This window comes from Stenotrophomonas sp. YJH_SMC_29, assembly GCF_059371235.1.
In genome coordinates this window covers 23,559-48,812 of sequence record NZ_JCAFUK010000019.1, presented here as the reverse complement: position 1 = coordinate 48,812, position 25,254 = coordinate 23,559, and the positions used below count along the sequence as shown (strand labels likewise).

Genomic DNA, 25,254 nt, shown 5'->3' with positions numbered 1-25,254 from the left:
GGGCGAAGGGGCCATGCTGCGCCCGCCCGGGTCAACGAATCCTCACGCAGGATTCAATTTTTCGTGAGGTATCGGCGGCCGTCCCGCGCCACAATGCAGCCAGCCTCCCCGCTGGCCCCGAGTTGCCGATGTCGACCAAACGCGTGCTGATCGTTGAAGACGATGCCCACATCGCCGACCTGCTGCGCATGCACCTGGGCGATGAAGGCTACGAGGTCGCCCATGCCGCCAGCGGCGACGCCGGCCTGCGCCTGCTGGAGCAGGACGGCCCGTGGGACGCACTGGTGCTGGACGTGATGCTGCCCGGCGTGGATGGCCTGCAGGTCTGCCAGCGTGCACGCGCGATGGCGCGTTACGTGCCGATCATCATCATCAGCGCGCGGGGCAGCGAAACGCAGCGCATCGTCGGCCTGGAGCTCGGCGCGGACGATTATCTGGCCAAGCCGTTCTCGATGCCGGAGCTGGTGGCGCGGGTGCGTGCGCTGTTGCGCCGCGCCGAGGCGATGGCACAGAACGCGCGCATCGATGCCGGTGCGATCGAGCTGGGCGGGTTGCAGCTGGACCCGGTCGCGCGCACCGCCTCGGTGGATGGCAACACGCTGGAGCTGACCCCGCGCGAATTCGACCTGCTGCTGTTCTTCGCCCGTCACCCGGACCAGGTGTTCGCGCGCATGGAGCTGCTCAACCAGGTCTGGGGCTACCAGCACGACGGCTACGAGCACACGGTCAACACCCATATCAATCGCCTGCGCAGCAAGATCGAGCCCGACCCGGCCAACCCGCGGCGGTTGCTGACGGTGTGGGGTCGTGGCTACAAGCTGGTCGACCCGGCCGGGGCGGCCGCATGATCAAGCCGAACCTGTGGCAGAAGCTGGCGGTGGTGACCGCTGCGCTGATGCTGGCGTGCTGCATGGCGCTGCTGGCGCTGCAGATGCGGGCCAACACCCGCCACGAGCAGGAAGTCGTGCAGCGGCTGTCGCTGGGCCTGGCCGAACATATCGCCCAGCGCAGCGAGCTGATGGATACCAGCGGCATGCGCGATGCCGCGGTGCGCGCGCTGTTCGGCCAGCTGATGGCGGTCAACCCCAGCGTCGAGGTCTATCTGCTGGACGACCAGGGCCGCATCCTTGGCCACGATGCGCCCAGTGGGCACCTGGTGCGCACCCGGGTGGACGTGGCGCCGCTGCGCCGCCTGCTGGCGGGAGCACCGTTGCCGATCCTCGGCGATGACCCGCGCAGCGCTGATGGCCGCAAGGTGTTCAGTGCTGCACCGTTGATCGTTCAGGGCCGCCAGGCCGGTTATGTGTACGTGGTGCTGGTGGGCGAGCACCGGCAGATGCTGGCCGACGACCTCGCCGCCGGCAGCCAGTGGAACACCACGCTGTGGTCGGTGGCACTCGTTGGTGGCCTCGGCCTGCTGGCCGGGCTGGTGGCGTTCTACTGGGTGACACGCCCGCTGCGGCGGCTGACCCGGCGCATCCAGGCCTTCGACATCGATGCACCCACGCCACTGCCGCCCGCGGAGCCGCTGCGCCCGGGTGAGCGCGATGAACTGGTGATCCTCGAACATGCGCATGCGCAGATGGCGCAGCGGCTGGGCGAGCAGTGGCAGCAGCTGCGCCAGCAGGACCTGCAGCGCCGCGAGCTGGTGGCCAACATCTCGCACGACCTGCGCACGCCGTTGTCATCGCTGCACGGCTACCTGGAAACGCTGGCATTGAAGGATGCCACGCTGTCGCCGGACGAGCGGCGCCGTTATCTCGGCATCGCCCTGGCACAGAGTGCCAAGGTCGGCCGGCTGGCGCGCGCGCTGTTCGAGCTGGCGCGGCTGGAGCATGGCGAAGTGCGGCTGGAGTGGGAGGTGTTCGCACTGCCGGAGCTGCTGCAGGACGTGCTGCAGAAGTTCGAACTGGCGGCGCAGGCGCGTGGCCAGCAACTGCACGCGGCATTCCCGCCCGGCCTGCCGCCGGTGCGCGCCGACCTTGGCCTGGTCGAGCGGGTGCTGACCAACCTGCTCGACAACGCGCTGCGGCATGCACCCGAGGGCGGGCATATCGAGGTGCGCCTGCGCGCAACCGATGACAGCGTGGAGGTGAGCGTGGCCGATGACGGCCCCGGGGTGGCGCCGGCACTGCGCACCCAGCTGTTCCAGGCACCGGCCGCGCTGGGTGCCCGGCGCGGCGAGAACGGCGGATTGGGCCTGTTGATCGTGCAGCGCATCGTGCAGCTGCATGGCCGGCGCATCGAACTGCGTGACAGTGCGCGCGGCGCGCTGTTCGTGTTTGCCTTGCCGCGCGCGGAACCGGCGGCCTAGCAGGCCGCTTCGCCCTCTGCGCTGCCGCCGCTCTGCAATGGCAGGTGCAGGCGGATGCAGGCCCCACCCAGCTCCGAATCGGTCACCTCGACGTGGCCACCGTGCTTGTCGGCCACCACCTGCACCAGTGCCAGGCCGAGGCCGAACCCGGGACTGCCCGGGTCCAGCCGCACGTAGGGTTGCAGCACCTGGCCGCGGAGCTCCGGCGCGATGCCGGGGCCGTCGTCCTCCACCTGTACGCACAGCCAGCCGTCGTTGACGGTGCTGGCAATGCGGATCTGCCGCCGCGCGTACCGCAGGGCATTGCCGAGCAGGTTGCGCAGCGCCAGTTCCAGCATGTGCCGGTTGACGTTGACCAGACCCACCGGCGACAGCGCCTGCTGCACCGGCATCGGCAACGGTGCGAACTGGGCGACCACGCCACGCACCAGTGCCGCCAGCTGCAGGCGCTGCCGGGTCAGCTGGTGGCAGCGGCCCAGTGCGGCGTACTCCACGCCTGCATCGGTCAGGTGCTGCAGCCGGTCAACGTCGGTGCGCAGGCCGCCCAGCGCATCGCGCTGCACGTCGTCAAGTGCGCTGTCTTCCAGCTCGGCCAGGCCGAAACGCATCCGTGCCAGCGGCGTGCGCACTTCGTGCGCCACCGCCTGGGCCAGCACCCGCTGGCTTTCCAGCAGTTGCTGCAGCTGCTCGGCCATGTGGTTGAAGGCATTGGCCAGCGGCCGCACCAGTGCGGTGCCGGCGCGCGGCGCACGCGTGTCCAGCTGGCCGTCGCGCATGCGCCGCGCCGCCTGGGCCAGCTGCGAGACGTCGCGCCACAGCCGGTAGACCATCACGTACATCGGCAGTGCCACCGCCACCATCAGGATCAGCAGCAGGATCGCCACGCCGGACACTTCGCTGTCCTGCCACCCCTCATCGGGCAGTGCTTCGTCCAGCGGCCCCAGCATCACCGCGTAGTCGCTGTCACCGATGCGCTGCAGGCTGCGCATGTGCTCCAGGTCGATCTGCACGCGGCCGTTGTTGAACGGAGGGCGCTGGCTGGCCGGCAGCGCCTTCGCCGCCTCGGCCAGCGGCACCAGGCGCAGGGCATAGGCGAAATCAGCGTCGAGTTCGCGGGCCAGCGCCGGCCATTGCTCACGCGGGGTTTCGGCGAAGCGATGCTGCAGCAGCGCGTGCGTGCCGCGCATCTCGGCCTGCAGGCCGGCTTCGGTGCGATCTTCCAGCAGGGCATCCCAGGCCCACAGGCCCAGCACGATGAGCAACAGGTGGGCGAGCAGGAAGCCGATGCCGTAGCGCAGGAAGTGGAAGGCGTGGCCGCGCATCGCCGACGGCGTGCGCGTCATCCCCATGCCGAGCGGCTGAACAGGTAGCCGCGGCCGCGGACGGTCTTGATCCGTTCCGGTTGCTCGGGGTTGTCGCCCAGCTTGCGGCGCAGGCGCGAGATGCGGGCATCGATCGAGCGGTCCAGGCCGTCGAAGGCGATCCCGCGCAGGCCGCGCAGCAGCGCATCGCGGTCGAGGATCTGGCCGGCGTTGCTGGCCAGCAGGAACAGCAGGTCGAACTCGGCCGTGGTCAGCTCCAGCAGGCCGCCCTGCAGGTGCACGTTGCGGGTGGAAGGGTCGATGTTCAGCTCGCCGAAGCGCAGGCTGCCGTCACGCGGCTCGACCCGGCGGTGGCGGCGCAGGTGGGCACGCAACCGGGCCAGCAGCACCCGCGGCTCGATCGGTTTGCCGATGTAATCGTCGGCCCCCAGTTCCAGGCCCAGCACCTGGTCGATGTTGTCGGTGCGGGCGGTCAGCACGCAGATGATGCCGTCATAGTGGGGCCGGATCTGCCGACACACTTCGAAACCATCCTGGTCGGGCAGGCCGACATCGAGCAGCACCAGCGCCGGCTTTTCGGCCAGGATCCGGGCCACTGCGCGCTCGCCGCTGCGTTCATGGGCGACCTGGTAGCCATGCCGCTGCAGGTAGTCACTGACCATCGTTCCCAGGCGGGCATCGTCTTCGACCAGTACGATATCCAGCATTTCCAAGGCCTCCGTGGACGCAAACGTACCGCCACGGCACGAGCGCGGCGATGCTATCCCAGCCGTCGGGCCGCCCGGGTCCCGGGGGCGGGCGCCATTCAGCCGGGGTTGCTGGCGCTCCGGCCGGTTCTCAGTCCCGGCAACGACTTGCCGCCCAGCATAGCCTGCCGCTGTTACAAAACGTTACCTTCGTGATACGGCTGGTGACGATCGCTGACAGCAAAGCGACTGACGCAGCGGGGCCTGCGGCCGAGCATGGAGTCTCCTCCGCTCCGCGTGCCGTCCTCATGTCGCCCGCCGCCCGCTGCCTGTTCAACCCACCCCGCCGCTGCCACTGCCGAGGCGCCCGATGAGCGGCGTGGTCGGGGCCTGGCTGCCGCCCGCCGAGGACGAGCAGCTGCTGCAGCAGCTGGCACCGATGCTGCGTGCCCTGCAGCAGCGTGGCCGTGGCCGCATCGGCTACTGGACCGACGCCGAGGCCGGCCTCGCGCTGGGCCACTGCCGGGCGCCGGCCGATACGCCGTTGCAGCCGCTCAGCTCGGACTGCGGTCGCTACGTGCTGTGCCTGGACGGCCGCCTGTACAACCGCGGTAACCTGCAGGCGCAGTTGCGCGACCTGCCACGTAGTTGCAGCGATGCGCGGCTGCTGCTGCAGGCGATCGTCGAATGGGGTGTGCAGCGGGCGCTGTCGCGCATCGAGGGTGCCTTCGGCTTCAGCGTCTGGGACCGGGAGGCGCGCGTGCTGTGGCTGGCCCGTGATCCGGTGGGCGAGCGGCCGCTGTATTACGGCTGGTACCAGGGCCAGTTCCTGTTCGCCTCGGAGTTGAAGGCGCTGCAGGCCTTCGCCGGTTTCGCGCCGAGCATCGATCAGGACGCGCTGAGCCTGTTGCTGCGCCATGACTACGTGCCGGCACCGCATACCATCTACCGCGGCATCCACAAGCTGGTGGCCGGCGCGATGCTGCGCATCGATCTCAGTGACCACGCCGCAGGTCGCTCCAGCCATGCCGCGCAGGGTGGCGCGCGTTACTGGTGCGCGCGCGACGCGATGCAGAGCGCGCTGCAGCAGCCGCTGCAGCCGGCACCGAGCCTGGAACAGGCCACCGACCAGCTGGAAGCAGCACTGCAGAAGGCGATCGCGGCGCGCATGCACTCGCCACTGGCCTGCGGCGCGTTCCTGTCCGGCGGCACCGATTCCTCGCTGGTGACGGCAATGATGCAGGCCCAGTCGACCCTGCCGATCGAGGCGTGGACCGTCGGCTTCGACGATCCGGGGCATGACGAGAGCGACTGGGCGTCGCAGGTCGCGCGTCACCTGGGGGTGCAGCACCACCTGCACCGCATGGATGCGCGCCAGGGCCTGGACCTGCTGCAGCGCCTGCCGCAGGTCTGGTGCGAACCCTTTGCCGACGCTTCACAGCTGCCGACGTTGCTGGCCAGTGAACTGCTGGGGGCGCGCAAGCCGGTCGCGCTGACCGGTGACGGCGGCGATGAGCTGTTCTTCGGCCACCCCAGCTATGGCCGCGCGCTGCGCAATGCGCGCCTGTGCGGCGGCCTGCCGGCCTGGGTACGCGACCTGGCGCGGCGCAGCGGCAATCGCTTGAACGCCGAGCGCGGTCGCCTCGGTGGCTGGCGTGCGCTGGTGGCCGAGGTCGCTGCCAACGATGTGGAGGGGCATTACCTGCAGCGGGTGACCCGCTGGCGACAGCCGGCCCAGGTCGTGCTGGGTGCGCGTGAGCCGCTGACGATCTTCCAGCAGCAGGACACGGCGCTGCCGGCCGAGGCGCGGATCCAGCTGCTGGATTTCCGCATGGACCTGGCCGAGGGCATCCTGGCCAAGGTCGACCGTGCGGGCATGGCGGCGGGTGTCGAGACCCGTGCGCCACTACTGGACATGGAGGTCGTGCGCCTGGCGTGGCGCCTGCCGCAACACCTGAAGTACCACGATGGGGAACACAAGCGGATCCTCAAGCACCTGCTGGCGCGCTATCTGCCGGAACCGCTGGTGTATCGCCCCAAGCGCGGCTTCGGCCCGCCGATGGCGCGCTGGCTGGCGGGGCCGTTGCGTGACTGGGCGGAGGCACTGCTGGACCCGCAGCTGCTGCGCAACCAGGGCTGCTTCGATGCGGTGCGCGTGCGCGGCATCTGGGAGGCGTTCCTGCGCGGCGAGCGCAAGTGGCACACGCACCTGTGGAACGTGTTGATGTTCCAGGCGTGGCACCAGCATTGGCATGGTGGTCGCGGGCGCTGAGGCTTTCCTGCATCGCGTGCGGCGGGTTCGTTCTGCGTGGCGCCGGGCGGATGCCCTTGCGTACGAATGTCCTCCGGCGCCGGCCGTTGGCCGTCGCCTCCCCCTTTACTTCGTACGCAAGGGCATCCGCCCGGCGTTCGGAGTTCGTCGGCGCTTCCTTGAAAGGCGGCTGCGCGTGCTGCGCTCTCCTCACCGCACGCCGAGCCTGGTCGGGGCCCTTCAGCCGCAGAGACGTCGGATGAAGACACGCGTGTGGCGGATGCATTCTGCGCGGCGCCGGACGGATGCCCTTGCGTACGAATGTCCTCCGGCGCCGGCCGTTGGCCGTCACCTCCCCCTTTACTTCGTACGCAAGGGCATCCGCCCTGCGTTCGGAGTTCGTCGGCGCTTCCTTGAAAGGCGGCTGCGCGTGCTGCGCTCTCCTCACCGCACGCCGAGCCTCGTCGGGGCGGGCAGGGGTTTGGGCAAAGTAAAGGAGGAGGTGGCGGCCAACGGCCGGCGCCGGGGGACATTTGCCCAGGCCCCTGCCTGCTCCGGCGGGGCCCCTCAGTTCGCAGAGACATCGGACGAAGACGCACTCCGGAATCCAAACGCCAGGCAAAAAAAGACCCGGCAGAGGGAGGGATCTGCCGGGTCCGGATTGCGTGGGAGGAGGGACCCACGCAATGAGCGTTGCGTCGCGTCAGTGGTTGTTCGCGTCCGCCGTTGATTCGTTGTAGCCCTGCACCAGTTCGGACCAGGCCTTGCTGGCCTGTAGGCCGAGACCGACCACGTCCTGCTGTGCCTGCCCCAGTCGCTGCAGGTTGTCCTGCCACAGCTGTGCACCCCTGGAGAGCGTCCCGGCCGCATCCTCGCCGCGGGCCAGTTCGCCGAGCCAGCCGCCGGTCGCGGTCAGGTTGCGCTCCATCACCTTCAGCTGCACGCCGAACACGCTTTCTGCGTTCTCCAACGCCAACCGGTTCGCCCGCGTTGCGGCGGCGGCGAGCTGGCGGGTGGCATCACTGAAGCGATCGCTGAAGGCGGCGGCCATGGGGGCATCAGGGAGTGGCTTGATGCAATGCAGCATACGCCGTTGATGCGGCAATGCAACAAAAATTACAAAGGCGCCCGAGGCGCCTTTGAAAACCCTTTAAGATCAGTGGGTTGATCAGCGGTTGGGCCCGCGGTAGCGACAGCCGGACGTGCAGGTTTCGTGCACAGTGATCTCGCTCAGCGCCGGCAGGCTGGGTTTGAGTTCGTTCCAGATCCAAACCGCCAGGTTCTCGCTGGTCGGGTTCTCCAGGCCGGGGATGTCGTTGAGGTAGTGATGGTCCAGGCGGTCGTAGATCGGCTGGAAAGCCGCCTTCACGTCGCCGAAGTCCATGATCCAGCCGGTCTGCGCACCGGGTTCGCCCTCGACCTTCAGTTCCACCCGGAACGAGTGGCCGTGCAGGCGCGCGCACTTGTGCCCCGGCGGCACGTTGGGGAGGCGGTGCGCCGCCTCGAGCATGAAGACTTTGAAGATTTCCATGACGGGATTGTACGCCGCGGGCTGCCGGGCAGCCCGGGTGTGCCCCGGTCTCTCATGAATAAATTCTTTTCATCCGGATGAAGAGATGATAGTTTCTCTTATATCCGTATAAAGAGATGTTATTGGCCGGACCCGGCCAGGCATGGACTACTGCGGAACTTCGTCGCCCTTACCACCTCCCCCACATCGTCATGCCCAAGCACACCCTGCTCGTGGCGGCCCTGGCCGTCGCTCTGGCCGCGCCTTTGTCCGCCGCCGCCGAAACCTCCGCCGACGCCGTTGGCGACGCCAATACCCTGGCCGCCGTGCGCGTCACCGGTTCCAACATCAAGCGCACCGACACCGAGGCCTCCAACCCGGTGCAGGTGATCGGCCGCCAGCAGCTGGAACAGACCGGCAAGGCCACCGTGGCCGACGTGCTGCGCTCGATCTCGGCCAACACCGGCAACGCTGCCAACGAAACCACCAACAACGGCTGGGCGTCCGGCTCGGCCGGCATCGGCCTGCGTGGCCTGTCGCAGAAGAACACGCTGGTGCTGCTCAACGGCCGTCGCCTGGCCAACTATGGTTTCCCGGCCGGTGGCCTGTCCGACACCTTCGTCGATCTCAACGCGCTGCCGCTGGTCGCGGTCGAGCGCATCGAAGTGCTCAAGGACGGCGCCTCGGCGGTGTACGGTTCCGACGCCGTGGCCGGCGTGGTCAACATCATCACACGGCAGAACTTCGAAGGCGCCGAGATCGGCGGCAGCTTCGGCGGTGCCGACCAGGGCGGCCTGCACGAGCAGAACCTGAAGTTCGTCGGTGGCCTCGGTGATCTGGACACCGATGGCTACAACATCCTCTTCAGCCTGCAGGGCTACAACCGCGAGCGCCTGGACCAGGACGAACGCAATCTGACCAAGAGCGGCATCTACACCGACAAGCCCGGTGGCCGCTGGAACGGCTGGTCGGCCAAGGGCGCGCGCTACCTGGTCAACGGCGTGTCGGTGCCGATGCTCGATGCCAACGGCAACTGCCCGGCCGGCACCACCCGCGTTGCCAGCGCGCCGATCGATGGCCTGTCCGGTGATACCTGCGGCTTCAACCAGGCGCCGTTCACCACGCTGATTCCCTCGACCAAGCGCTACCAGGCCTATGCCAACGGCACCTTCCGCCTGAACGACAACGTCGAGGCCTTTGGCGAAGTGCTGTACAGCCAGATCAAGAGCGCCGCCTGGTTCGGCAGCAGCCCGTTCTTTACCCTGGAAAGCGGCCGCTTCGCGTTGAACGCCAACAGCGGCCTGGCCGAGCCGGTGTCGTCGCTGCTGCCGGCCAACAACCCGTACAACCCGTACGGCCGCGCGATTCCGATCGAATACACCTTCTTCGACCTCGGTGGCACCATCAAGACCAACCGCTCCACGGCCTACCGCGGTGTATTCGGCCTGCGCGGCTCCGCCGCAAACTGGGACTGGGAAGTGGCCGCGTTCGGTGCACGCAGCAGCGAGCGAGAGAGCGTGTCCGGCGGCTTTGCCAATCGCTGGGCGCTGGCCGATGCGCTGGCCACGGGCAGCTACGACCTGTTGAACCCGGCGGCCACGCCGCAGTCGGTGCGTGATTCGATCAACATCGCCACGCTGCGCCCGGCCGAATCCAAACTGCAGGGCGTCGACGCGAAGATCTCCGGCAGCCTGGGCCACACCTGGGCGGGTGAGATCGGCTTCGCGGCCGGTGCCGAATGGCGCCGCGAGAAGCTCGATTCCAACAACCCGTGGCAGATCGATGCCGGCCTGCAGGTGCGCCCGGCCATCGCCGAGGTGCATGGCCAGCGCCAGGTCACTGCCGCCTACGCCGAAGTGAATGTGCCGCTGGCCTCGACGCTGGAGCTGTCGGCCGCCGCGCGCGCCGACCACTACGACGATTTCGGCGATGCGTTCTCGCCGAAGATCGGCCTGCGCTGGCAGCCGCTGGATGTCCTGCTGGTGCGCGCCTCGGCGTCGAAGGGCTTCCGCGCGCCGTCGCTGTCGGAGAACTCCAACAGCACCAGCATCGCCTATGGCAGCGTGGTCGATCCGCGTGATCCCGACGTGCCGGGCTCGCGCCAGAGCCCGACCTTCTTCACCGTCGGCAACAATGCACTGAAGCCGGAGCGAACCAAGAGCGTGAACTTCGGCGTGGTGCTGTCGCCGTGGGCCAACACCAACCTCAGCGTGGACTACTACCGGATCCAGCTGGACAACCTGGTCGGCACCAACAACACCCAGACCCTGGTCAACGACAACGTGGCCGGCGCCGTGCAGCGCGACGAGCGCGGCAAGCTGCAGGCGGTCTACAACCGCTACCAGAACCTGAGCGAACTGAAGACCTCGGGCATCGATGTCGAGCTGCGCCAGCGCATCCCGACCGCTGCACTAGGCGACTTCACCGTGTCCTCGGCCTACACCCACGTGCGCGACTACCGTCGCCCGACCGTGGTCGGCGGCCCGCTGGTCGACTACGCCGGCAGCAACCTCGGCGCAACGCTGCCCAAGGACAAGGCCACCACCACGCTGGACTGGAAGTACGGCGACTTCAACGCCGCGGTGACCTGGTACTACACCAGCAGCTACCGGCAGGAGGCCAGCACCGCCGCCAAGGCCGTGCAGCAGCGCGTCGGCAGCTACAGCCAGTACGACCTGTACCTGGGCTACACCGGCATCGACAAGCTGACGCTGTACGCCAAGGTGCAGAACCTGGCCGACAAGACGCCGCCGTACGACGCCTCGTTCCCGGGCATCCGCGCGCCCTACGACTTCAGCCAGTACGACCTGCGCGGCCGCTACTTCACGCTGGGCTTCGATTACCGCTTCTGATCCATCCGCCGCGGCCGGTCTCTTCAGGGAGCCGGCCGCGCGACCGTCTGCCGTTGTGTCCTGGGGAGTCACCGTGTCCTTGCATCGTCGTGCCGTTCTTCCGTTGCTGATCGCCGCCGCCACCGCACTGTCCTCGCCACCGCCACCGCCGGCGCAGGCACAGAGCGCCTACTTCTTCCCCCAGGCCACCGAGGCAGCGGCATTTGATACGGCCATTCCCACGCCGGAACAGTTCCTCGGTTACCCGATCGGCAGCCGTTACACCCGGCACGACCAGCTGGTGGCGTACTTCCAGGAACTGGCCAAGCGCTCGGACAAGATCAGCGTGCGCGAGATCGGCCGCAGCTATGAAGGTCGCCCGCTGTTGATCGCCACGGTGACCGCCGCCAGCAACCACGCACGCCTGGAACAGCTGCGCCAGCAGCACGCGACCCTGGCCGACCCGGCGCAGCCGCGCAGCGCTGCAGGGGACAGCCCGGTGGTGGTGTGGCTGGGTTACAGCGTGCATGGCAACGAGACCTCCAGTGCCGAGGCGGCGATGCTGACGGCGTACTACCTGGTGGCCAACCGCAGTGCCGAGACCCAGCAGTGGCTGCAGCAGGCGGTGGTGCTGTTCGACCCGGCACAGAATCCGGATGGCCGCGATCGCGCCGCCAACTGGCACAACGCCTGGGCCTCCGATCCAGCCTCTGCCGACCCGGCTGACAAGGAGCACGTCGAGCCGTTCCCGCAGGGCCGCACCAACCACTACTTCACCGATCTCAACCGCGACTGGCTGGCGCTGACCCAGCAGGACTCGCGGCCGAAGGTGGAGGTATTCCACCAGTGGTACCCGAACGTGCAGATCGACTTTCACGAGATGGGCAAGGACAGCACCTACTATTTCGAGCCCTCGCCGAAGAGCATGCACAGCCCGCTGATCCCGGCGGCCTCGTATGAATTCAACAAGACCCTGGCCAGGTACCACGCGCAGGCATTGGATGCGCTGGGTTCGCTGTACTACACCGGCGAGAACTTCGACAACTTCTCGCCGGTGTACGGCTCTACCTATCCGGACTTCCATGGCGCCGTCGGCGTGACCGTCGAACAGGCCAGCTCGCGTGGCCGCGTGCAGGAATCGGTGAACGGCCTGCTGACCTTCCCGTTCACCATCCGCAACCAGGTCGCCACCGGGCTGGGCACCGTGCGCGGCGCGGTGGCCGAGCGCAGCGGCCTGTTCGACCTGCAGAAGCAGTTCTTCCAGAGCGCGCTGAAGCAGGCCGCACAGCAGCCGGTGAAGAGCTTCGTGTTCGGTGATGCGCATGATCCGGCCCTGACCCGCCGCCTGCTGGAACTGTTGTTGCTGCATCGCATCGACGTGCGCGCTCTGGATCGTGCCGTCACTGTCGATGGGCAGCGCTTCGAGGCCGGCAGCGCCTACGTGGTGCCGGTCCAACAGGCGCAGTTCCGCCTGGTGCATTCGATCTTTGCCGAGACGCCGCCGATCAAGGGGGATGTGTTCTACGGCAGCACCAGCTATGCAATCGCACCGGCCTACGGCGTGGCCTTCGCCGGCAGCCGCAGCCGTATCGAAGGCGGTGCACGCGTGACCGCGCTGCCGGCGGAGCAGGGCGCGGTGCTGGGCGGCCAGGCCGGATTCGCCTATGCGATCGACTGGCGCGACTACAACGCCGGGCGCCTGCTGGCCGCATTGCAGGACAAGGGGGTGAACGCACGCGCCGCGTTCCAGCCGTTCACCACCGCGACCGCGCAGGGAGACGTCAGCTTCGCCGCCGGTAGCCTGGTGATTCCGGTGGCCGGACAGGCACTGCAGGGCGCGGCGTTGCTTGAGGCGGTGACCTCCGCCGCGCGCGCTGCCGGCGTGCAGGTGCATGCATTGTCCAGCGGGCGCAGCCGCGAGGGCATCGACCTCGGCAGTGACGGCGTGAAAGCGCTGCGCAAGCCTGCGGTCGCGCTGGTGATGGGCGAGGGCGTGGCCGCCACCGAGATCGGATCGGCGTGGTTCCTGCTCGACCAGCAGCTGCGTCTGCCGGCCAGCAAGCTGGACCCCCAGCAGCTGGGCAAGGTGCCGCTGGATCGCTACACCACGATCGTGCTGTCCGGTGGCACCTACACAGGCATCGATGCCACGGCGGTGGCTGCCCTGAAGCGCTGGGTCCAGGCCGGTGGTTCACTGGTGACCTACGGCAGTGCCTCGAAGTGGGCGATCGAGCAGAAGCTGGCCGATGGCGAGACGCTTGGCAAGGAAGAAGACGCGGCTGATGCAAGCCGCCGCGCGTTCGGTGACCAGCGTGACATCGCCGCGATCGAACGGGTCAGCGGCAACATCCTCAGCGCCGACGTGGATACCAGCCATCCGCTGGCGTTCGGCGTGCCGCGCCGGCAACTGGCGGTCAACAAGGAAAACACGGTGACGTTGCAGCCGAGTACGAATCCGTTCTCGACGGTGGTGCGCATCGACACGCCTCCACGGGTGAACGGCTATCTGTCCGAGCGCAACCGCACGCGTGTGGCAGGCAGTGCGTGGTTGCTGGTATCGGCGCAGGGGCAGGGCAACGTGGTGCTGTTTGCCGATGACCCGGCGCATCGCAAATACTGGCATGGCACGGATCGCCTGCTGATCAACGCGATCTTCTTCGGGAATCTGGTGAATCCGAGCAAGGCGCGGGGTTGAGGGGCTGCGCGCCTTGTTGACACGTGTGGGGGAGGCCGGGCGGGCTGCGCGTGTTTTGCACCCACTGCGCCCTGCGCCGCCCCAAGCCAAACCATCCGCGTGCTTTCACCCACGGTAGCCGGCAAAAAAAAGGACGGCGCGTCAGCGCCGTCCCTCGATAGCCCCCGCGCAGCGGGAAGCACCCTCCCTGTCAGCCGGGATCAGCCGGCGCGACCGCCACCCTGGCCGCGGCCACGGCCGCCACCGTTACCACCACCGCCCCGGCGCTGGCCCTGACCGGCGCCTGCGCCTGCACGCTGCTGGCCGTTGCCACCGCCTTCGCGACGGCCGCCACCGGCCTTCTTCGGCCCGGCATGTGCATGGCGCGGCGCATCGCCGTGCGGACGGCGCGCGTGGCTCTTGCGCGGTGCACGCTCGCCGGTATCGTGCTCGGCCTTGCCCGGTGCACTGTTGCCCCAGCGGATCGGCGTCTGCAGCTCGAAGCCCGGCACATCGCGGATATCCATGTCGCGGCCCAGCAGGCGCACGATCGCGCGCAGCAGCTTCACCTCATCTTGCGCCACCAGCGAGATCGCCTGGCCGGTCGCGCCGTTGCGGCCGGTACGGCCGATGCGGTGCACGTAGTCCTCGGCCACCATCGGCAGGTCGAAGTTGATCACCTTCGGCAGCTCGTTGATGTCGATGCCACGCGCGGCGATGTCGGTCGCCACCAGCACCGTCACGCGGCCGGCCTTGAAGTCGCCCAGCGCACGCAGGCGCTGGCCCTGGCTCTTGTTGCCGTGGATGGCCGCCGTCTTGATGCCCGACTTTTCCAGGAAGGTGGCCAGCTTGTCACTGCCGTGCTTGGTGCGGGCGAACACCAGGGTCTGCTCGCGGCTGTCCTGCGCCAGCAGGTGCAGCAGCAGGTCGCGCTTGCGGCCGGCATCGACCGGATGCACGCGGTGGGTGATGGTTTCGGCCACGGTGTTCTTCGGCGTTACCTGGATCTGCTCCGGGTTGCGCATGAACTCCAGCGCCAGCTGGCGGATGTTGTCCTCGAAGGTGGCCGAGAACAGCAGGGTCTGGCGGTTCTGCTTCGGCAGCTTGGCCAGGATGCGCTTGATCGACGGCAGGAAGCCCATGTCGAGCATGCGGTCGGCTTCGTCCAGCACCAGCAGTTCGATGCCGGACAGGTCGACGCTGCGACGCTCCAGGTGGTCGATCAGGCGGCCCGGGCAGGCCACCAGCAGGTCCACGCCACGGCGCAGGATATCCAGCTGGTTGCCCATGCCGACGCCGCCATAGATGCAGGCGCTGGGGATGCGCAGGTACTTGCTGTAGCCGCGCAGGCTGTCATGCACCTGGGTGGCCAGTTCGCGGGTCGGGGCCAGGATCAGCGCGCGCGGCTTGCGCGGGCCGCTGCGCACTTCCTGCGAGGCGGTGCCCAGGTGCTGCAGCAGCGGCAGGCCGAAAGCGGCGGTCTTGCCGGTGCCGGTCTGTGCGCCGGCCAGCAGGTCGCGACCGGCCAGCGCCAGCGGGATCGCCTGCTGCTGGATCGGGGTCGGGTTTTCGTAACCCTGCTCGGCAAGCGCACGCAGCAGGAAGGGCGCCAGGCCCAGCGATTCAAAAGACATTGAGATTGCTCCAGGTACAAGAAACGCCTGACCGAACGGACAGGCGGGGGCAGATCAAACTGATCGGCTGACTCGGAGCGTTCCCGTGAACCGCGCTGCGAGAATTGGGTGCAGCCGGCACGAAGCGCAGGCTGGAATGCGTGACGAACGGCGTCGGAGTGGGGGCGGGCGAAGAGGGCGGACCCTGGTCGCCGGCGGTCCCGGAGGGAAACGGACGGCCGCTGCAGACCCTGCAAGTTTAAACGATGTTTGAGACTTCACGCAAAAAGGCCTGTTCAGGTACGGGGTCTCTGCAGGGCTGCGCCCTGCACCTGCAGAGGCCGGAGCCAAGGCCAGAGCAACGTCAAAAGCCGGGTCCCTGTGGGTAGGCGGGGTGCTGGGGGTTTGCGGGGTGTGAGCAGCATGGATGCCGCGACCAAGCCCCCACGGATGGGTTTACGGCGTCCCCGCAAACCCACAGTGCCTCGCCATTCCGCGGAATGTCCGCTGTTGCTGTTGCATCGGCCGTTGCCTTGGCTTGAAGCAGGTGCAGGGCTGCAAGCTCTGCCGAACCCCCACCTGCGGTAGGGTGGGCCGATGCCGCGCTGCAGCTTGGCGTCGCCGCAGATTTGATTACACTTGAAACTTGTTTGCCCACGACTCCGGACACCCACCATGAAGCTTGGTTCCTTGAAGGAAGGCGGCCGCGACGGCACCCTGATCGTTGTCTCGCGCGACCTGCGCCACGGCGTGCGCGCCACCGGCATTGCCGCCACCCTGCAGCAGGCTTTGGAGGACTGGAGCCACATCGCGCCGCGCCTGAACGCCCTGTACGAATCGCTCAATGCCGGCGATGCCGATGGCGTGTTCGACCTCGACCCGCAGGCGCTGGCTGCGCCGATGCCGCGCGCCTATGAGTTCGTCGACGGCAGCGCCTACCTGCCGCACGTCGAGCGCGTGCGCCGTGCCCGTGGCGCCGAGGTGCCGGAGAGCTTCTACACCGATCCGCTGATGTACCAGGCCACCAGCGCCGGCTTCTACGGCCCGCGTGACGCGGTCAAGGTGGTCAGCGAGGACTACGGTATCGACCTGGAAGCGGAGATCGTGGTGATCACCGACGACGTGCCGATGGCGGCGACCCCGGAACAGGCCGCCGGCCACATCCAGTTGATCGGCCTGGTCAACGATGTCTCGCTGCGCAACCTGATCCCGGGCGAGCTGGCCAAGGGCTTCGGCTTCCTGCAGTCCAAGCCGCGCTCGGCGCTGTCGCCGGTGTTCGTCACCCCTGACGAGCTGGGCGCTGCGTGGCAGGACAGCAAGGTGCACCTCCCGCTGCTGACCCACATCAACGGCCAGTGGTTCGGTGCGCCGGAAGCGGGCGTGGACATGCAGTTCAATTTCGCCCAGCTGGTTTCGCATGCGGCCAAGACCCGTCCGCTGGGCGCCGGCACCATCGTCGGCTCCGGCACCATCGCCAACGAGGACACCAGCAAGGGCGCCTCGTGCTTCGCCGAGCAGCGCGTGGTGGAGACCCTGCGCGATGGCAAGCCGAGCACGCCGTTCATGTCCTTCGGCGACGTGGTCCGCATCGAGATGCTCGATGCCGCGGGCAACAGCATCTTCGGTGCGATCGAGCAGCGCATCGAACAGGTGGCCAGGCCCTGAGCATGGAGGCGGCGATGGAGATCCCGGTCGACGACGGCATCGTGCTGTACACCTACTGGCGATCCAGCGCCGCCTACCGCGTGCGCATCGGCCTGGAGCTGAAGGGCCTGGCCTGGGAGGCCCGGCCGGTGCATCTGGTGCGCGACGGTGGCGAGCAGCACCGGGATGCCTATCGGGCGCTCAACCCGCAGCAGCAGGTGCCGACCCTGCTGCATGAGGGGCATGTGCTGACCCAGTCGCTGGCGATCCTCGAATACCTGGACGAGCGCTTTCCGCAGGTACCGCTGCTGCCGGCCGACGCCGCCGGCCGCGCGCGGGTGCGGGCGCTGGCCCAGCTGGTGGCCTGCGACATCCACCCGATCAACAACCTGCGGGTGATGCAGTACCTGGAACGCAGTCTGCAGCTGCCGGCCGATGCACGCACGCAGTGGACGCTGCACTGGATTGCCGAGGGCTTTGCTGCGATGGAAGCGCTGTTGGCCAACAGCCGTGACACCGGCGTCTTCTGTCATGGCGACCGCCCTGGCCTGGCCGACATCTGCCTGTTGCCGCAGCTGTACAACGCCCACCGCTTCGGCCTGGACCTGGCACCGTACCCGACCTTGCGCCGCATCGAAGCGGCCTGCCAAGCGCTGGACGCATTCGACCGCGCGCGCCCGGAACACCAGCTCGACGCCGCCTGAAAAAAAGGGGACGGAGGGGATTAAGTCGTATATGCACTTACGACTTAATCCCCTCCGTCCCCTTTCTGCCGCAAACGGGCCAGGTCATCGCGGAACACCCGGTAGGCGTCCTCGCGGCGCGCATCGTCGGCCTGCCGCAACACCCACGCCGGGTGCACCGTGGCGTAGCCGCGCGTGCCGTCTTCGAGGGTGTGCCAGCGTCCGCGGTCGCGCGAGAGGTCGAAGTCACGACCGAATACCGAGGCTGCCGCTGTCGCGCCCAGGCACACGATCACCCTGGGCCGCACACGCGCGATCTCCCCCATCAGCCAGGGCCGGCAGGCCTGGATGTGGCGGCTTTCCGGTCGCTTGTGCAGCCGCACCTTGCCGCGCCGCTCATGGTGGAAGTGCTTCACCGCGTTGGTGAGGTACAGCCGGGCGCGATCGATTCCCAGCTCCGCCAGTGCGCGGTCCAGCACCTGGCCGGCGGGTCCTGCGAACGGCTGCCCGCGCAGATCCTCGGTGTCGCCGGGTTGTTCTCCGACCAGCATCACCTCGGCCCCTGCCGGCCCCTGCCCGAATACGGTCTGCGTGGCCTGCTCCCACAACGGGCACTGGCGGCAGGCGCTGGCCTGTGCGCGCAGATTGTCCAGACTGCTGGCATCGGTTGCCGGCGCCGCCGCGTTCGCACGTGGGGGAATCCTGCGTTGCGGCGCCTGCGCCGGCCGGTCATGCATCTCCTGCACGCGGTCGGCCGCATCGCGCACCAGGCGTGGCAGCAACTGTGCTTCAGGCAGATGGCGCCAGTACTTGGCCGGCATCTCCTGCATCATCATCCGTGTGTTGAGTCGCGCCGGATTGAAGATGCTGGCGTAGTAGGTCTGCCACAGCGACTCGCGTGCATCCTCGGCCGGGGCATCCTCGCGCCGTGCACCAGGGCCGAAGGCGAGCGCCTGCCCATCCCAGGCGACGCTGCGCGAAGGAGTGAGGATGGCCCAGCGCATGCCGGTGAAACGGCGCGCGAAGAACGGCGCGACCCGGTCGACGATGTGGTGCTGTGGCTCGAACCAGGCGATGAACGCATCAGGCTGGCCAGGCACCTCGCGGAAGCGCACGAATGCCTTCATCTTGTGCGTGTCACGGCGGACGGCCTGGGCAAGGGCCTTCGCGCGCAGGACATCGGCGTCGGCGGGGTTGCTCAGCACTGATCGCTCGCCATGGGCGATGCGCCACAGCAGGCGATACAGCAAGGCCAGGCGCTGGGGATCGCGATGGCACAGGCAGGTGGCCGCCAGTTCCAGGAAGTCACGTGGAACGTTGGGTGCTCCAGCATCGGCAAGTATCGGCGCCTGCTGCACGGCCGGCGCATCCAGCAGCGAGGTGTCGCTCCCTTCCAGCCAGTCCAGTTGAGGCGGGGCCACGCCGCGCAGCAACGCTTCGCGCGCAGCATCGCGCCAGGCCTGCAGCGACCACGGCGGATCCACCCGCAGCGACCAGCGCTGCGCGTCAGGATGCAGACGGGGCATCGAACAGCGAACCCTGGCGCGGAGGCGGGGCCAGCTGCGCGCGCAGCGCCGCCGGATCGTCCAGTGCTTTGCGCGGGTGATGGTCGGCCAGCAGCACGAACGGCAGCAGCTTGCTCATCGGTGCTCTCAGGCGCGCGATGTCGGCCACGCGCAGCCGCCCGTGGCGGCGTGCCATCAGCACGCGCTTGACGTTGCGCACGCCAAGGCCGGGCACGCGCAGCAGCATTTCCTTCGGTGCCCGGTTCAGATCGACCGGAAAGCGCTCGGGATGGCGGATCGCCCAGGCCATCTTGGGGTCGATATCCAGGTCGAGCATGCTGTCCTGGGTGGTATCGGTAATCTCATCCACGCCGTAGCCGTAGAAGCGCAGCAGCCAGTCAGCCTGGTAGAGGCGATGTTCGCGCTGCAGCGGTGGCGGCTGCAGTGGCAGCTGCCGGCTGGCGTCCGGAATCGGGCTGAACGCGGAGTAGTAGACCCGGCGCATGCGGTAGTTGCCGTACAGGCTGTCGGCGCTGGCCAGGATCTGCTGGTCGTTTGCCCCGTCCGCGCCGACGATCATCTGGGTGCTCTGCCCGGCCGGTGCGAAACGGGGAGGGCGCGGGCGAGCGCTGCCGCTGGCCGTCGGTGCCACCGCTGCGGGGGCCTTGCGAGCTTCCTTGGCTTCCTCGATGCGCCAGCGCAGTTCGCCCATCGCGCCACGGATCGAATGCACCGTCTTCTCCGGCGCCAAGGCGCTCAGGCCGGCTTCGGTGGGCAGTTCCACGTTGATGGACAGGCGGTCGGCATAGCGCCCGGCACTGGCCAGCAGTTCCGGCGAGGCCTCGGGAATGGTCTTGAGGTGGATGTAGCCGGCGTAGCGGTGTTCTTCGCGCAGCTGCCGGGCCACTTCCACCATCTGTTCCATGGTGTAGTCCGCATTGCGGATGATGCCGCTGGACAGGAACAGGCCCTCGATGTAGTTGCGCTTGTAGAAGTCCAGGGTGAGCGTGACCACCTCGTCCACGCTGAAACGCGCGCGGGCCACGTTGCTGGAGACCCGGTTCACGCAATAGGCGCAGTCGTAAATGCAGAAGTTGGTCAGCAGGATCTTCAGCAACGAAACGCAGCGGCCATCGGGCGTGTAGCTGTGGCAGATGCCCATGCCCTCGGTGCTGCCGATACCGCCACTGGCGCGCGAATCGCGCTTGCCCGAGCCGCTGGAGGCGCAGGAGGCATCATACTTGGCGGCATCGGCCAGAATGGCCAGCTTGCGGATGGTTTCCATTGAGGAAACCTACGGATGACGGGTCTCATTGGATGAGACCGCCCCCTGAATTCTTCAGAAAAAGGGGACGGAGGGGATTAAGTCGCAAGTGCACAAACGACTTAATCCCCTCCGTCCCCTTTTTCGTGGGATCAGAAGCCGTGGGTGATGCTGGGCGCGCCTGCCGAGAAGTCCGCGTACGGGTCGTGCTCGCCGCTGCTGCCTTCGGACAGGCGGAACTTCAGGGCCAGGCCATCGCGCGAGTCGGCCGCGCGCAGCGCTTCCTCCTGCTCGATGGTGCCGGCCTTGGCCAGCCGGAACAGGCACTGGTCGAAGCTCTCCATGCCTTCTTCCAGCGAGGCTTCCATCGCGGCCTTGATTTCGTGCACCTGGCCGCGGCGCAGCAGGTCGCGGATCATCGGCGTGTTGATCAGCACCTCGGTGGCCGGCAGGCGTCGGCCCTCCTTGTTCTTCACCAGGCGCTGGCTGATCACTGCGCGCAGGTTCAGCGCCAGGTTCATCAGCACGTTCTTGTGCGCGCTTTCCGGGAAGAAGTTGAGGATGCGCTCGATGGTCTGGTCGGCGTTGTTGGAGTGCAGGGTCGCCAGGCACAGGTGGCCGGTCTCGGCGAAGGCGATCGCCGCCTCCATCGTTTCCGCATCCAGGATCTCGCCGATCAGGATCACGTCCGGCGCTTCGCGCATCGCGTTCTTCAGCGCGTTGTGGAAGGCATGGGTGTCCAGGCCGACCTCGCGCTGGTTGACGATCGACATCTTGTGCTTGTGCAGGTACTCGATCGGGTCCTCGATGGTGAGGATGTGACCGGTGGTGGTGCTGTTGCGGTGGTCGATCATCGATGCCAGCGAGGTGGACTTGCCGGAGCCGGTGGACCCCACCACCAGCACCAGCCCGCGCGGGGTCATGATGACGTCCTTCAGCACCTGCGGAAGGTTCAGCTCCTCGATGCTCGGGATCCGGCTGCGGATGGCGCGGATGACCATGCCAACCTCGCCCCGCTGCTTGAACACGTTGACGCGGAAGCGCCCGGCGTCGGGCAGGGCGATGGCCATGTTGAGCTCGAGCTCGCGCTCGAACTGCGGCACCTGGCCCTCATCCATCAGCGAGTAGGCAATCTTCTTCACCATGCCTGGCGGCAGGCCGGTGTTGCCCAGCGGATAGAGCTTCCCCTCGATCTTGATGTAGACCGGTGCCCCGGTGGTCAAAAACATGTCCGAAGCGTTCTTTTCGGTCATCAGCTTCAGGAAGTAGCCGATATCCATTGCGAATTTTCCCCAACGAAACGGCCGACGCCCGTTGCCAGCACGGTGTCGGCTTGACGACAATGGCCGCGAACCGACAACCGGTACGGCCTCCCCAATGAAACGACTTAGCTTCGCACGAATGCGCCATGGCCTGTATGTGATGGCGTTTGCATTCGCACTGTCTGCCCCCGCCTGGGCGCAGGACGCCGCCCTGGAACTGGCGCAGGCCCGGCAGGCGGTCGACAAGGCCACCCAGGCCGATGCCGACCAGTACGCCCCGGACCTGATCGGGCTGGCCCGGCAGGGGCTGGAGCAGGCCCAGCGCGCCGCGGGCGACCGCCGCGAGCGCAAGAATGCGCCGGCAATGGCCCTGCGCGCCGCCGCCGACGCCGACCTGGCCCGCGTCCGCAGCGAGGAGGCCACCGTCAGCGCGCAGCTGCAGCTGCGCCGCAACGAGGTCAACCAGCTGCAACGCCAGCTGTCGACCGGGGAGGACCGCCGGTGAAGCCGATGACCGCCGCAACCCTGGCCGCGCTGCTGGCGCTGCCGACCCTGGCCGTGGCCGCCGACAACCCGATGGTGGCGCAGCTGAGCCAGCGCCTGATGGCCATCCAGGCCAACCCGGATACCGCTGAGCTGGGCGCCTTCGAGCGCATGCAGGCGCAGCAGGCCATCGCGACGCTGGACAAGGCCAAGCGCCGTGACCAGGAGCTGGCCACCTACCTGGCCGAGCGCCGGGTGGAGATTGCCGAGACCGCGGTGCGCACTGCGCTGGCCGCCCGCGAGGTCGACCGCCTGGAGCGCACCCGCAGCGACCTGCTGATCGAGGCCAGCCGCCGCGATGCCGCCCGTGCCCGCCAGGAGGCCGAACAGCTGCGCATGCAGGCGCAGATGCAGGCCGAGGAAGCTGAACGCCTGCGCCAGGCCGCCGAGGCCGAAACCCTGGCCCGCCAGGACGCCGAAAACGCCCTGACCAGCGTGGCCGGCAAGCAGCAGCAGCGCCTCAGCGCCGCCCAGCAGAACGCCGCCAAGCTGGCCCGCGAGGAGGCCGAGCTGGTGTCGGGCCAGAAGCTGCCGGGTTCGAAGTTCGATGCGCGCGGTGAGGTCTTCACCTTCGGGGGCGACGCGTTCGCTGCAGGTGCGTCCAGCCTGTCTGGCGGCGCCCGCAACCAGGCCAAGGCGCTCGCCGAGTACCTGAACATCGGGAAGAAGGGCCGCCTGCGCATCGAGGCCTACGACAGTGCCAACGGCGTGGGCCAGAAGCGTGCCGAAGCGCTGCGCGACGCCCTGGTCGCGAGTGGTGTCGCCAGCAACCGCATCCAGGTCAGTGGCAAGAAGGCTGCCTCCACCCGGGCGCGCTCGGCCGAGGTCATCATCGCGCCGTAATGCATTGATATTGTTTGTTTTTCGTTGCAATGAGCATTCAGCCTGAACCCCGCCCCGGCGGGGTTCGGTCTTTTTGTCGCAGGGGTCTTGTACCCCGCCCTGAGCAGGCGTAGGGTCAATCGTCCGGGACGCAATGCCGCGGACCGGACGATGGGAGGGCCGGGCCGATGCAAGCAGGGCGCGAACCGCAGCAGATCGACGTGCGCAGGCCAGTGCCGCAGGTCGTTGCAGGCGTCCAGGTGGCCATCGACCGGCACTCCTCCATGAACAACGCCCCGTGCCTTGCGGCCGGGGCGTTCGTGTATCTGTCGAAGGAGGTCCATCATGTTTGAAGATCAGCCCCAGAGCGAGATCGACGCCCGTCGCGCGCGTGATCCGGAGTTCAGGGCACTCCATGACCAGCACCGCAAGTTGAACAAGAAGTGCATGGACGCGGAGTTGGGTGTACTCCCGATCGATGATGTCACCCTGGGTCGCATGAAGCGTGAGAAGCTGCTGGCCAAGCAACGTCTTCTGCGAATGTACGAAACACCGCTCCCAACGACGTCCCCCACGCTTTGACGCACTCCGTCGCGCCCGGAACGGCGTGACCCGGCCATCGATGGCCCCGCCGGACGCTTCTGCCCCGGCATCGCGGCACCGCCGATGAGGCGGCCGCGCCAAGGCACCACAGGCGGTGGTGCCTTGGTCTCCAGGCACCACTCACCGATGCGGGCGGTACCGGTCTCCTCGTCGATCCGGGGCCGCCCGCATCCCTTTACGGGGCCGGCGGGCGGCATCTCCGCGCCGACCTGACATTCAGCGCCATCCGTCGGATAATCATCGGTCCGGCCCTGCGTGGCGCGAATCGAAAGTCCTCCGAATGCCCATCCATTCTTCCGTCCTCGAACTCATCGGCCAGACCCCGATCGTCAAGGCCCAGCGGCTGGACACTGGTGTCTGCGAGCTCTACCTGAAGCTGGAGAGCGCCAATCCGGGCGGATCGATCAAGGATCGCATCGGCCTGTCGATGATCGAGGCGGCGGAGCAGCGGGGTGACCTGAAGCCGGGCGCGACCCTGGTCGAGGGTACCGCCGGCAACACCGGCCTGGGCCTGGCACTGGTGGCCCAGCAGAAGGGCTACAAGCTCATCCTGGTTGTTCCCGACAAGATGAGCCGGGAAAAGATCTTCAACCTGAAGGCTATGGGCGCCGAAGTGCGCCTGACCCGTTCGGACGTCGCCAAGGGCCACCCGGAGTACTACCAGGACCTGGCCAAGACCATCGCCGAGCAGACCCCGGGCGCCTACTTCATCAACCAGTTCGGCAACCCGGACAACCCGGCCGCGCATGAGTTCGGCACCGGCCCGGAGATCCTCGAGCAGATGGGCGGCGACCTCGACGCCATCGTGTTCGGCTGCGGCAGCTCCGGCACCATGACCGGCCTGTCGCGCGCGTTCGCCAGGCTGTCGCCGAAGACCGAGCTGGTGCTGGCCGATCCGGTCGGCTCGATCCTTGCTGAATACATCAACGATGGCGTGCTCAACGACAAGTCGGGCAGCTGGCTGGTGGAAGGCATCGGCGAGGACTTCCTGCCGTCGATTTCCGACTTCAGCCGCGTCAAGAAGGCTTATGCGATCAGCGATGCCGAGAGCTTCCATACCGCGCGCGAGCTGCTGGGCAAGGAAGGCATCCTCGGCGGTTCGTCCACCGGCACCCTGCTGGCCGCGGCACTGAAGTACTGCAAGGAGCAGACCACCCCGAAGAAGGTGCTGGTGCTGGTCTGCGATACCGGCAACAAGTACCTGTCGAAGATGTACAACGACTACTGGATGCTGGACAACGGCTTCCTGCAGCGCCCGCAGCACGGCGACCTGCGCGACCTGATCCTGCGCCCGTACGGCCAGCGCGACACCGTGGTGATCGGCCCGAACGACCTGCTGACCACCGCCTACCAGCGCATGAAGCTGTACGACGTGTCGCAGCTGCCGGTGATGGACGGTGACCAGCTGGTCGGCATCGTCGACGAAAGCGACGTGCTGCTGCATGTCTATGGCGACGAAGCGCGCTTCCGCGACACCGTGGCCACCGCGATGGTCAGCAAGCTGGACCGGCTGGACGTGAAGTCGCCGATCGAGGCCCTGCTGCCGGTGTTCGACCGCGGCCAGGTGGCGATCGTGATGGACGGTGACGCCTTCCTCGGCCTGATCACCCGCATCGACCTGCTGAACTATCTGCGCCGTCGCGTGCAGTAAGCCGCGGATCGCTGCAGATCGCCACTGAATTCCGGTTTATTTGCGTCAAAGCTTGTTAAGGCTGCGCTGATAGACT

At 67.7% G+C, this 25,254-nt stretch carries 19 protein-coding genes; 11 read left to right on the top strand and 8 right to left on the bottom strand.

Annotation, left to right across the window (positions count from 1 at the left end):
* The first annotated feature begins 128 nt into the window (after window positions 1-128).
* Window positions 129-848 carry a response regulator transcription factor gene (locus AC5P9I_RS17885; RefSeq protein WP_049465063.1) on the top strand — a complete coding sequence of 240 codons (720 nt, stop codon included), beginning with the start codon at window positions 129-131 and terminating at the stop codon, window positions 846-848.
* Window positions 845-2,314, top strand: coding sequence for a sensor histidine kinase (locus AC5P9I_RS17880; protein ID WP_130768520.1), 1,470 nt, complete (start codon window positions 845-847; stop codon window positions 2,312-2,314). Before AC5P9I_RS17885 ends, AC5P9I_RS17880 begins: the two co-directional genes overlap by 4 nt.
* On the opposite strand, the gene AC5P9I_RS17875 is transcribed toward AC5P9I_RS17880, so the two are convergent.
* A complete protein-coding gene (locus tag AC5P9I_RS17875) occupies window positions 2,311-3,657 on the bottom strand; it encodes an ATP-binding protein (protein ID WP_049465067.1) in 1,347 nt (448 codons plus the stop codon). The genes AC5P9I_RS17880 and AC5P9I_RS17875 overlap by 4 nt on opposite strands.
* Window positions 3,654-4,343, bottom strand: coding sequence for a winged helix-turn-helix domain-containing protein (locus tag AC5P9I_RS17870; protein ID WP_010484092.1), 690 nt, complete (start codon window positions 4,341-4,343; stop codon window positions 3,654-3,656). The genes AC5P9I_RS17875 and AC5P9I_RS17870 overlap by 4 nt, the downstream gene beginning before the upstream one ends.
* 349 nt (window positions 4,344-4,692) lie before the next feature.
* Between AC5P9I_RS17870 and asnB the strand changes: the two genes are divergently transcribed.
* Window positions 4,693-6,594, top strand: a complete 1,902-nt coding sequence (asnB, locus tag AC5P9I_RS17865) for an asparagine synthase (glutamine-hydrolyzing) (RefSeq protein WP_049465069.1) — start codon at window positions 4,693-4,695, stop codon at window positions 6,592-6,594.
* A gap of 682 nt (window positions 6,595-7,276) precedes the next feature.
* Here asnB and AC5P9I_RS17860 read toward each other — a convergent pair.
* Window positions 7,277-7,624: a phasin family protein gene (locus AC5P9I_RS17860; protein WP_049466358.1), complete on the bottom strand. Its 348-nt coding sequence runs from the start codon at window positions 7,622-7,624 to the stop codon at window positions 7,277-7,279.
* 117 nt (window positions 7,625-7,741) lie between these two features.
* Window positions 7,742-8,104 (bottom strand): 6-carboxytetrahydropterin synthase QueD, encoded by a 363-nt coding sequence (queD, locus tag AC5P9I_RS17855; protein WP_049466360.1) that lies wholly within the window; start codon window positions 8,102-8,104, stop codon window positions 7,742-7,744.
* A gap of 191 nt (window positions 8,105-8,295) precedes the next feature.
* Here queD and AC5P9I_RS17850 point away from each other — a divergent pair, with 191 nt between their 5' ends.
* Both AC5P9I_RS17850 and AC5P9I_RS17845 read left to right on the top strand, forming a co-directional pair.
* On the top strand, window positions 8,296-10,935 hold the full coding sequence (locus tag AC5P9I_RS17850) for a TonB-dependent receptor plug domain-containing protein (protein ID WP_049466362.1): 2,640 nt from the start codon (window positions 8,296-8,298) through the stop codon (window positions 10,933-10,935).
* Between the two features lie 73 nt (window positions 10,936-11,008).
* Window positions 11,009-13,609, top strand: coding sequence for a M14 family zinc carboxypeptidase (locus AC5P9I_RS17845; RefSeq protein ID WP_235644970.1), 2,601 nt, complete (start codon window positions 11,009-11,011; stop codon window positions 13,607-13,609).
* Window positions 13,610-13,809: 200 nt separating this feature from the next.
* On the opposite strand, the gene AC5P9I_RS17840 is transcribed toward AC5P9I_RS17845, so the two are convergent.
* Complete coding sequence (locus tag AC5P9I_RS17840; RefSeq protein ID WP_049466366.1) at window positions 13,810-15,222, bottom strand: DEAD/DEAH box helicase; 1,413 nt, start codon at window positions 15,220-15,222, stop codon at window positions 13,810-13,812.
* A 654-nt stretch (window positions 15,223-15,876) separates the two neighbouring features.
* Between AC5P9I_RS17840 and AC5P9I_RS17835 the strand changes: the two genes are divergently transcribed.
* Together AC5P9I_RS17835 and maiA are read left to right on the top strand one after the other, a co-directional pair.
* Window positions 15,877-16,866 (top strand): fumarylacetoacetate hydrolase family protein, encoded by a 990-nt coding sequence (locus AC5P9I_RS17835; RefSeq protein WP_049466368.1) that lies wholly within the window; start codon window positions 15,877-15,879, stop codon window positions 16,864-16,866.
* A 14-nt stretch (window positions 16,867-16,880) separates the two neighbouring features.
* A complete protein-coding gene (maiA, locus tag AC5P9I_RS17830; protein WP_049466370.1) occupies window positions 16,881-17,549 on the top strand; it encodes a maleylacetoacetate isomerase in 669 nt (222 codons plus the stop codon).
* A 44-nt stretch (window positions 17,550-17,593) separates the two neighbouring features.
* Here maiA and AC5P9I_RS17825 read toward each other — a convergent pair whose 3' ends face one another.
* The 3 genes from AC5P9I_RS17825 to AC5P9I_RS17815 all read right to left on the bottom strand — a co-directional run bounded on the left by AC5P9I_RS17825 (window position 17,594) and on the right by AC5P9I_RS17815 (window position 21,577).
* Entirely contained in the window at window positions 17,594-19,054 is a 1,461-nt protein-coding gene (locus AC5P9I_RS17825; protein ID WP_049466372.1) for a UdgX family uracil-DNA binding protein, read from the bottom strand.
* Window positions 19,035-20,318 carry a putative DNA modification/repair radical SAM protein gene (locus tag AC5P9I_RS17820; RefSeq protein WP_049466373.1) on the bottom strand — a complete coding sequence of 428 codons (1,284 nt, stop codon included), beginning with the start codon at window positions 20,316-20,318 and terminating at the stop codon, window positions 19,035-19,037. The genes AC5P9I_RS17825 and AC5P9I_RS17820 overlap by 20 nt, the downstream gene beginning before the upstream one ends.
* A gap of 131 nt (window positions 20,319-20,449) precedes the next feature.
* Window positions 20,450-21,577 (bottom strand): PilT/PilU family type 4a pilus ATPase, encoded by a 1,128-nt coding sequence (locus tag AC5P9I_RS17815; RefSeq protein ID WP_049416904.1) that lies wholly within the window; start codon window positions 21,575-21,577, stop codon window positions 20,450-20,452.
* 121 nt (window positions 21,578-21,698) lie between these two features.
* On the opposite strand from AC5P9I_RS17815, the gene AC5P9I_RS17810 reads away from it, so the two are divergent.
* From AC5P9I_RS17810 to AC5P9I_RS17795, 4 genes are all read left to right on the top strand, one after another.
* On the top strand, window positions 21,699-22,064 hold the full coding sequence (locus AC5P9I_RS17810) for a DUF4398 domain-containing protein (RefSeq protein ID WP_019660954.1): 366 nt from the start codon (window positions 21,699-21,701) through the stop codon (window positions 22,062-22,064).
* Window positions 22,061-22,945 (top strand): OmpA family protein, encoded by an 885-nt coding sequence (locus AC5P9I_RS17805; protein ID WP_082591202.1) that lies wholly within the window; start codon window positions 22,061-22,063, stop codon window positions 22,943-22,945. Before AC5P9I_RS17810 ends, AC5P9I_RS17805 begins: the two co-directional genes overlap by 4 nt.
* 324 nt (window positions 22,946-23,269) lie before the next feature.
* Window positions 23,270-23,506 carry an HP1242/YdcH family protein gene (locus AC5P9I_RS17800; RefSeq protein ID WP_005407964.1) on the top strand — a complete coding sequence of 79 codons (237 nt, stop codon included), beginning with the start codon at window positions 23,270-23,272 and terminating at the stop codon, window positions 23,504-23,506.
* A gap of 301 nt (window positions 23,507-23,807) precedes the next feature.
* Window positions 23,808-25,178, top strand: a complete 1,371-nt coding sequence (locus AC5P9I_RS17795; RefSeq protein ID WP_049416902.1) for a pyridoxal-phosphate dependent enzyme — start codon at window positions 23,808-23,810, stop codon at window positions 25,176-25,178.
* The last annotated feature ends 76 nt before the right edge of the window (window positions 25,179-25,254 follow it).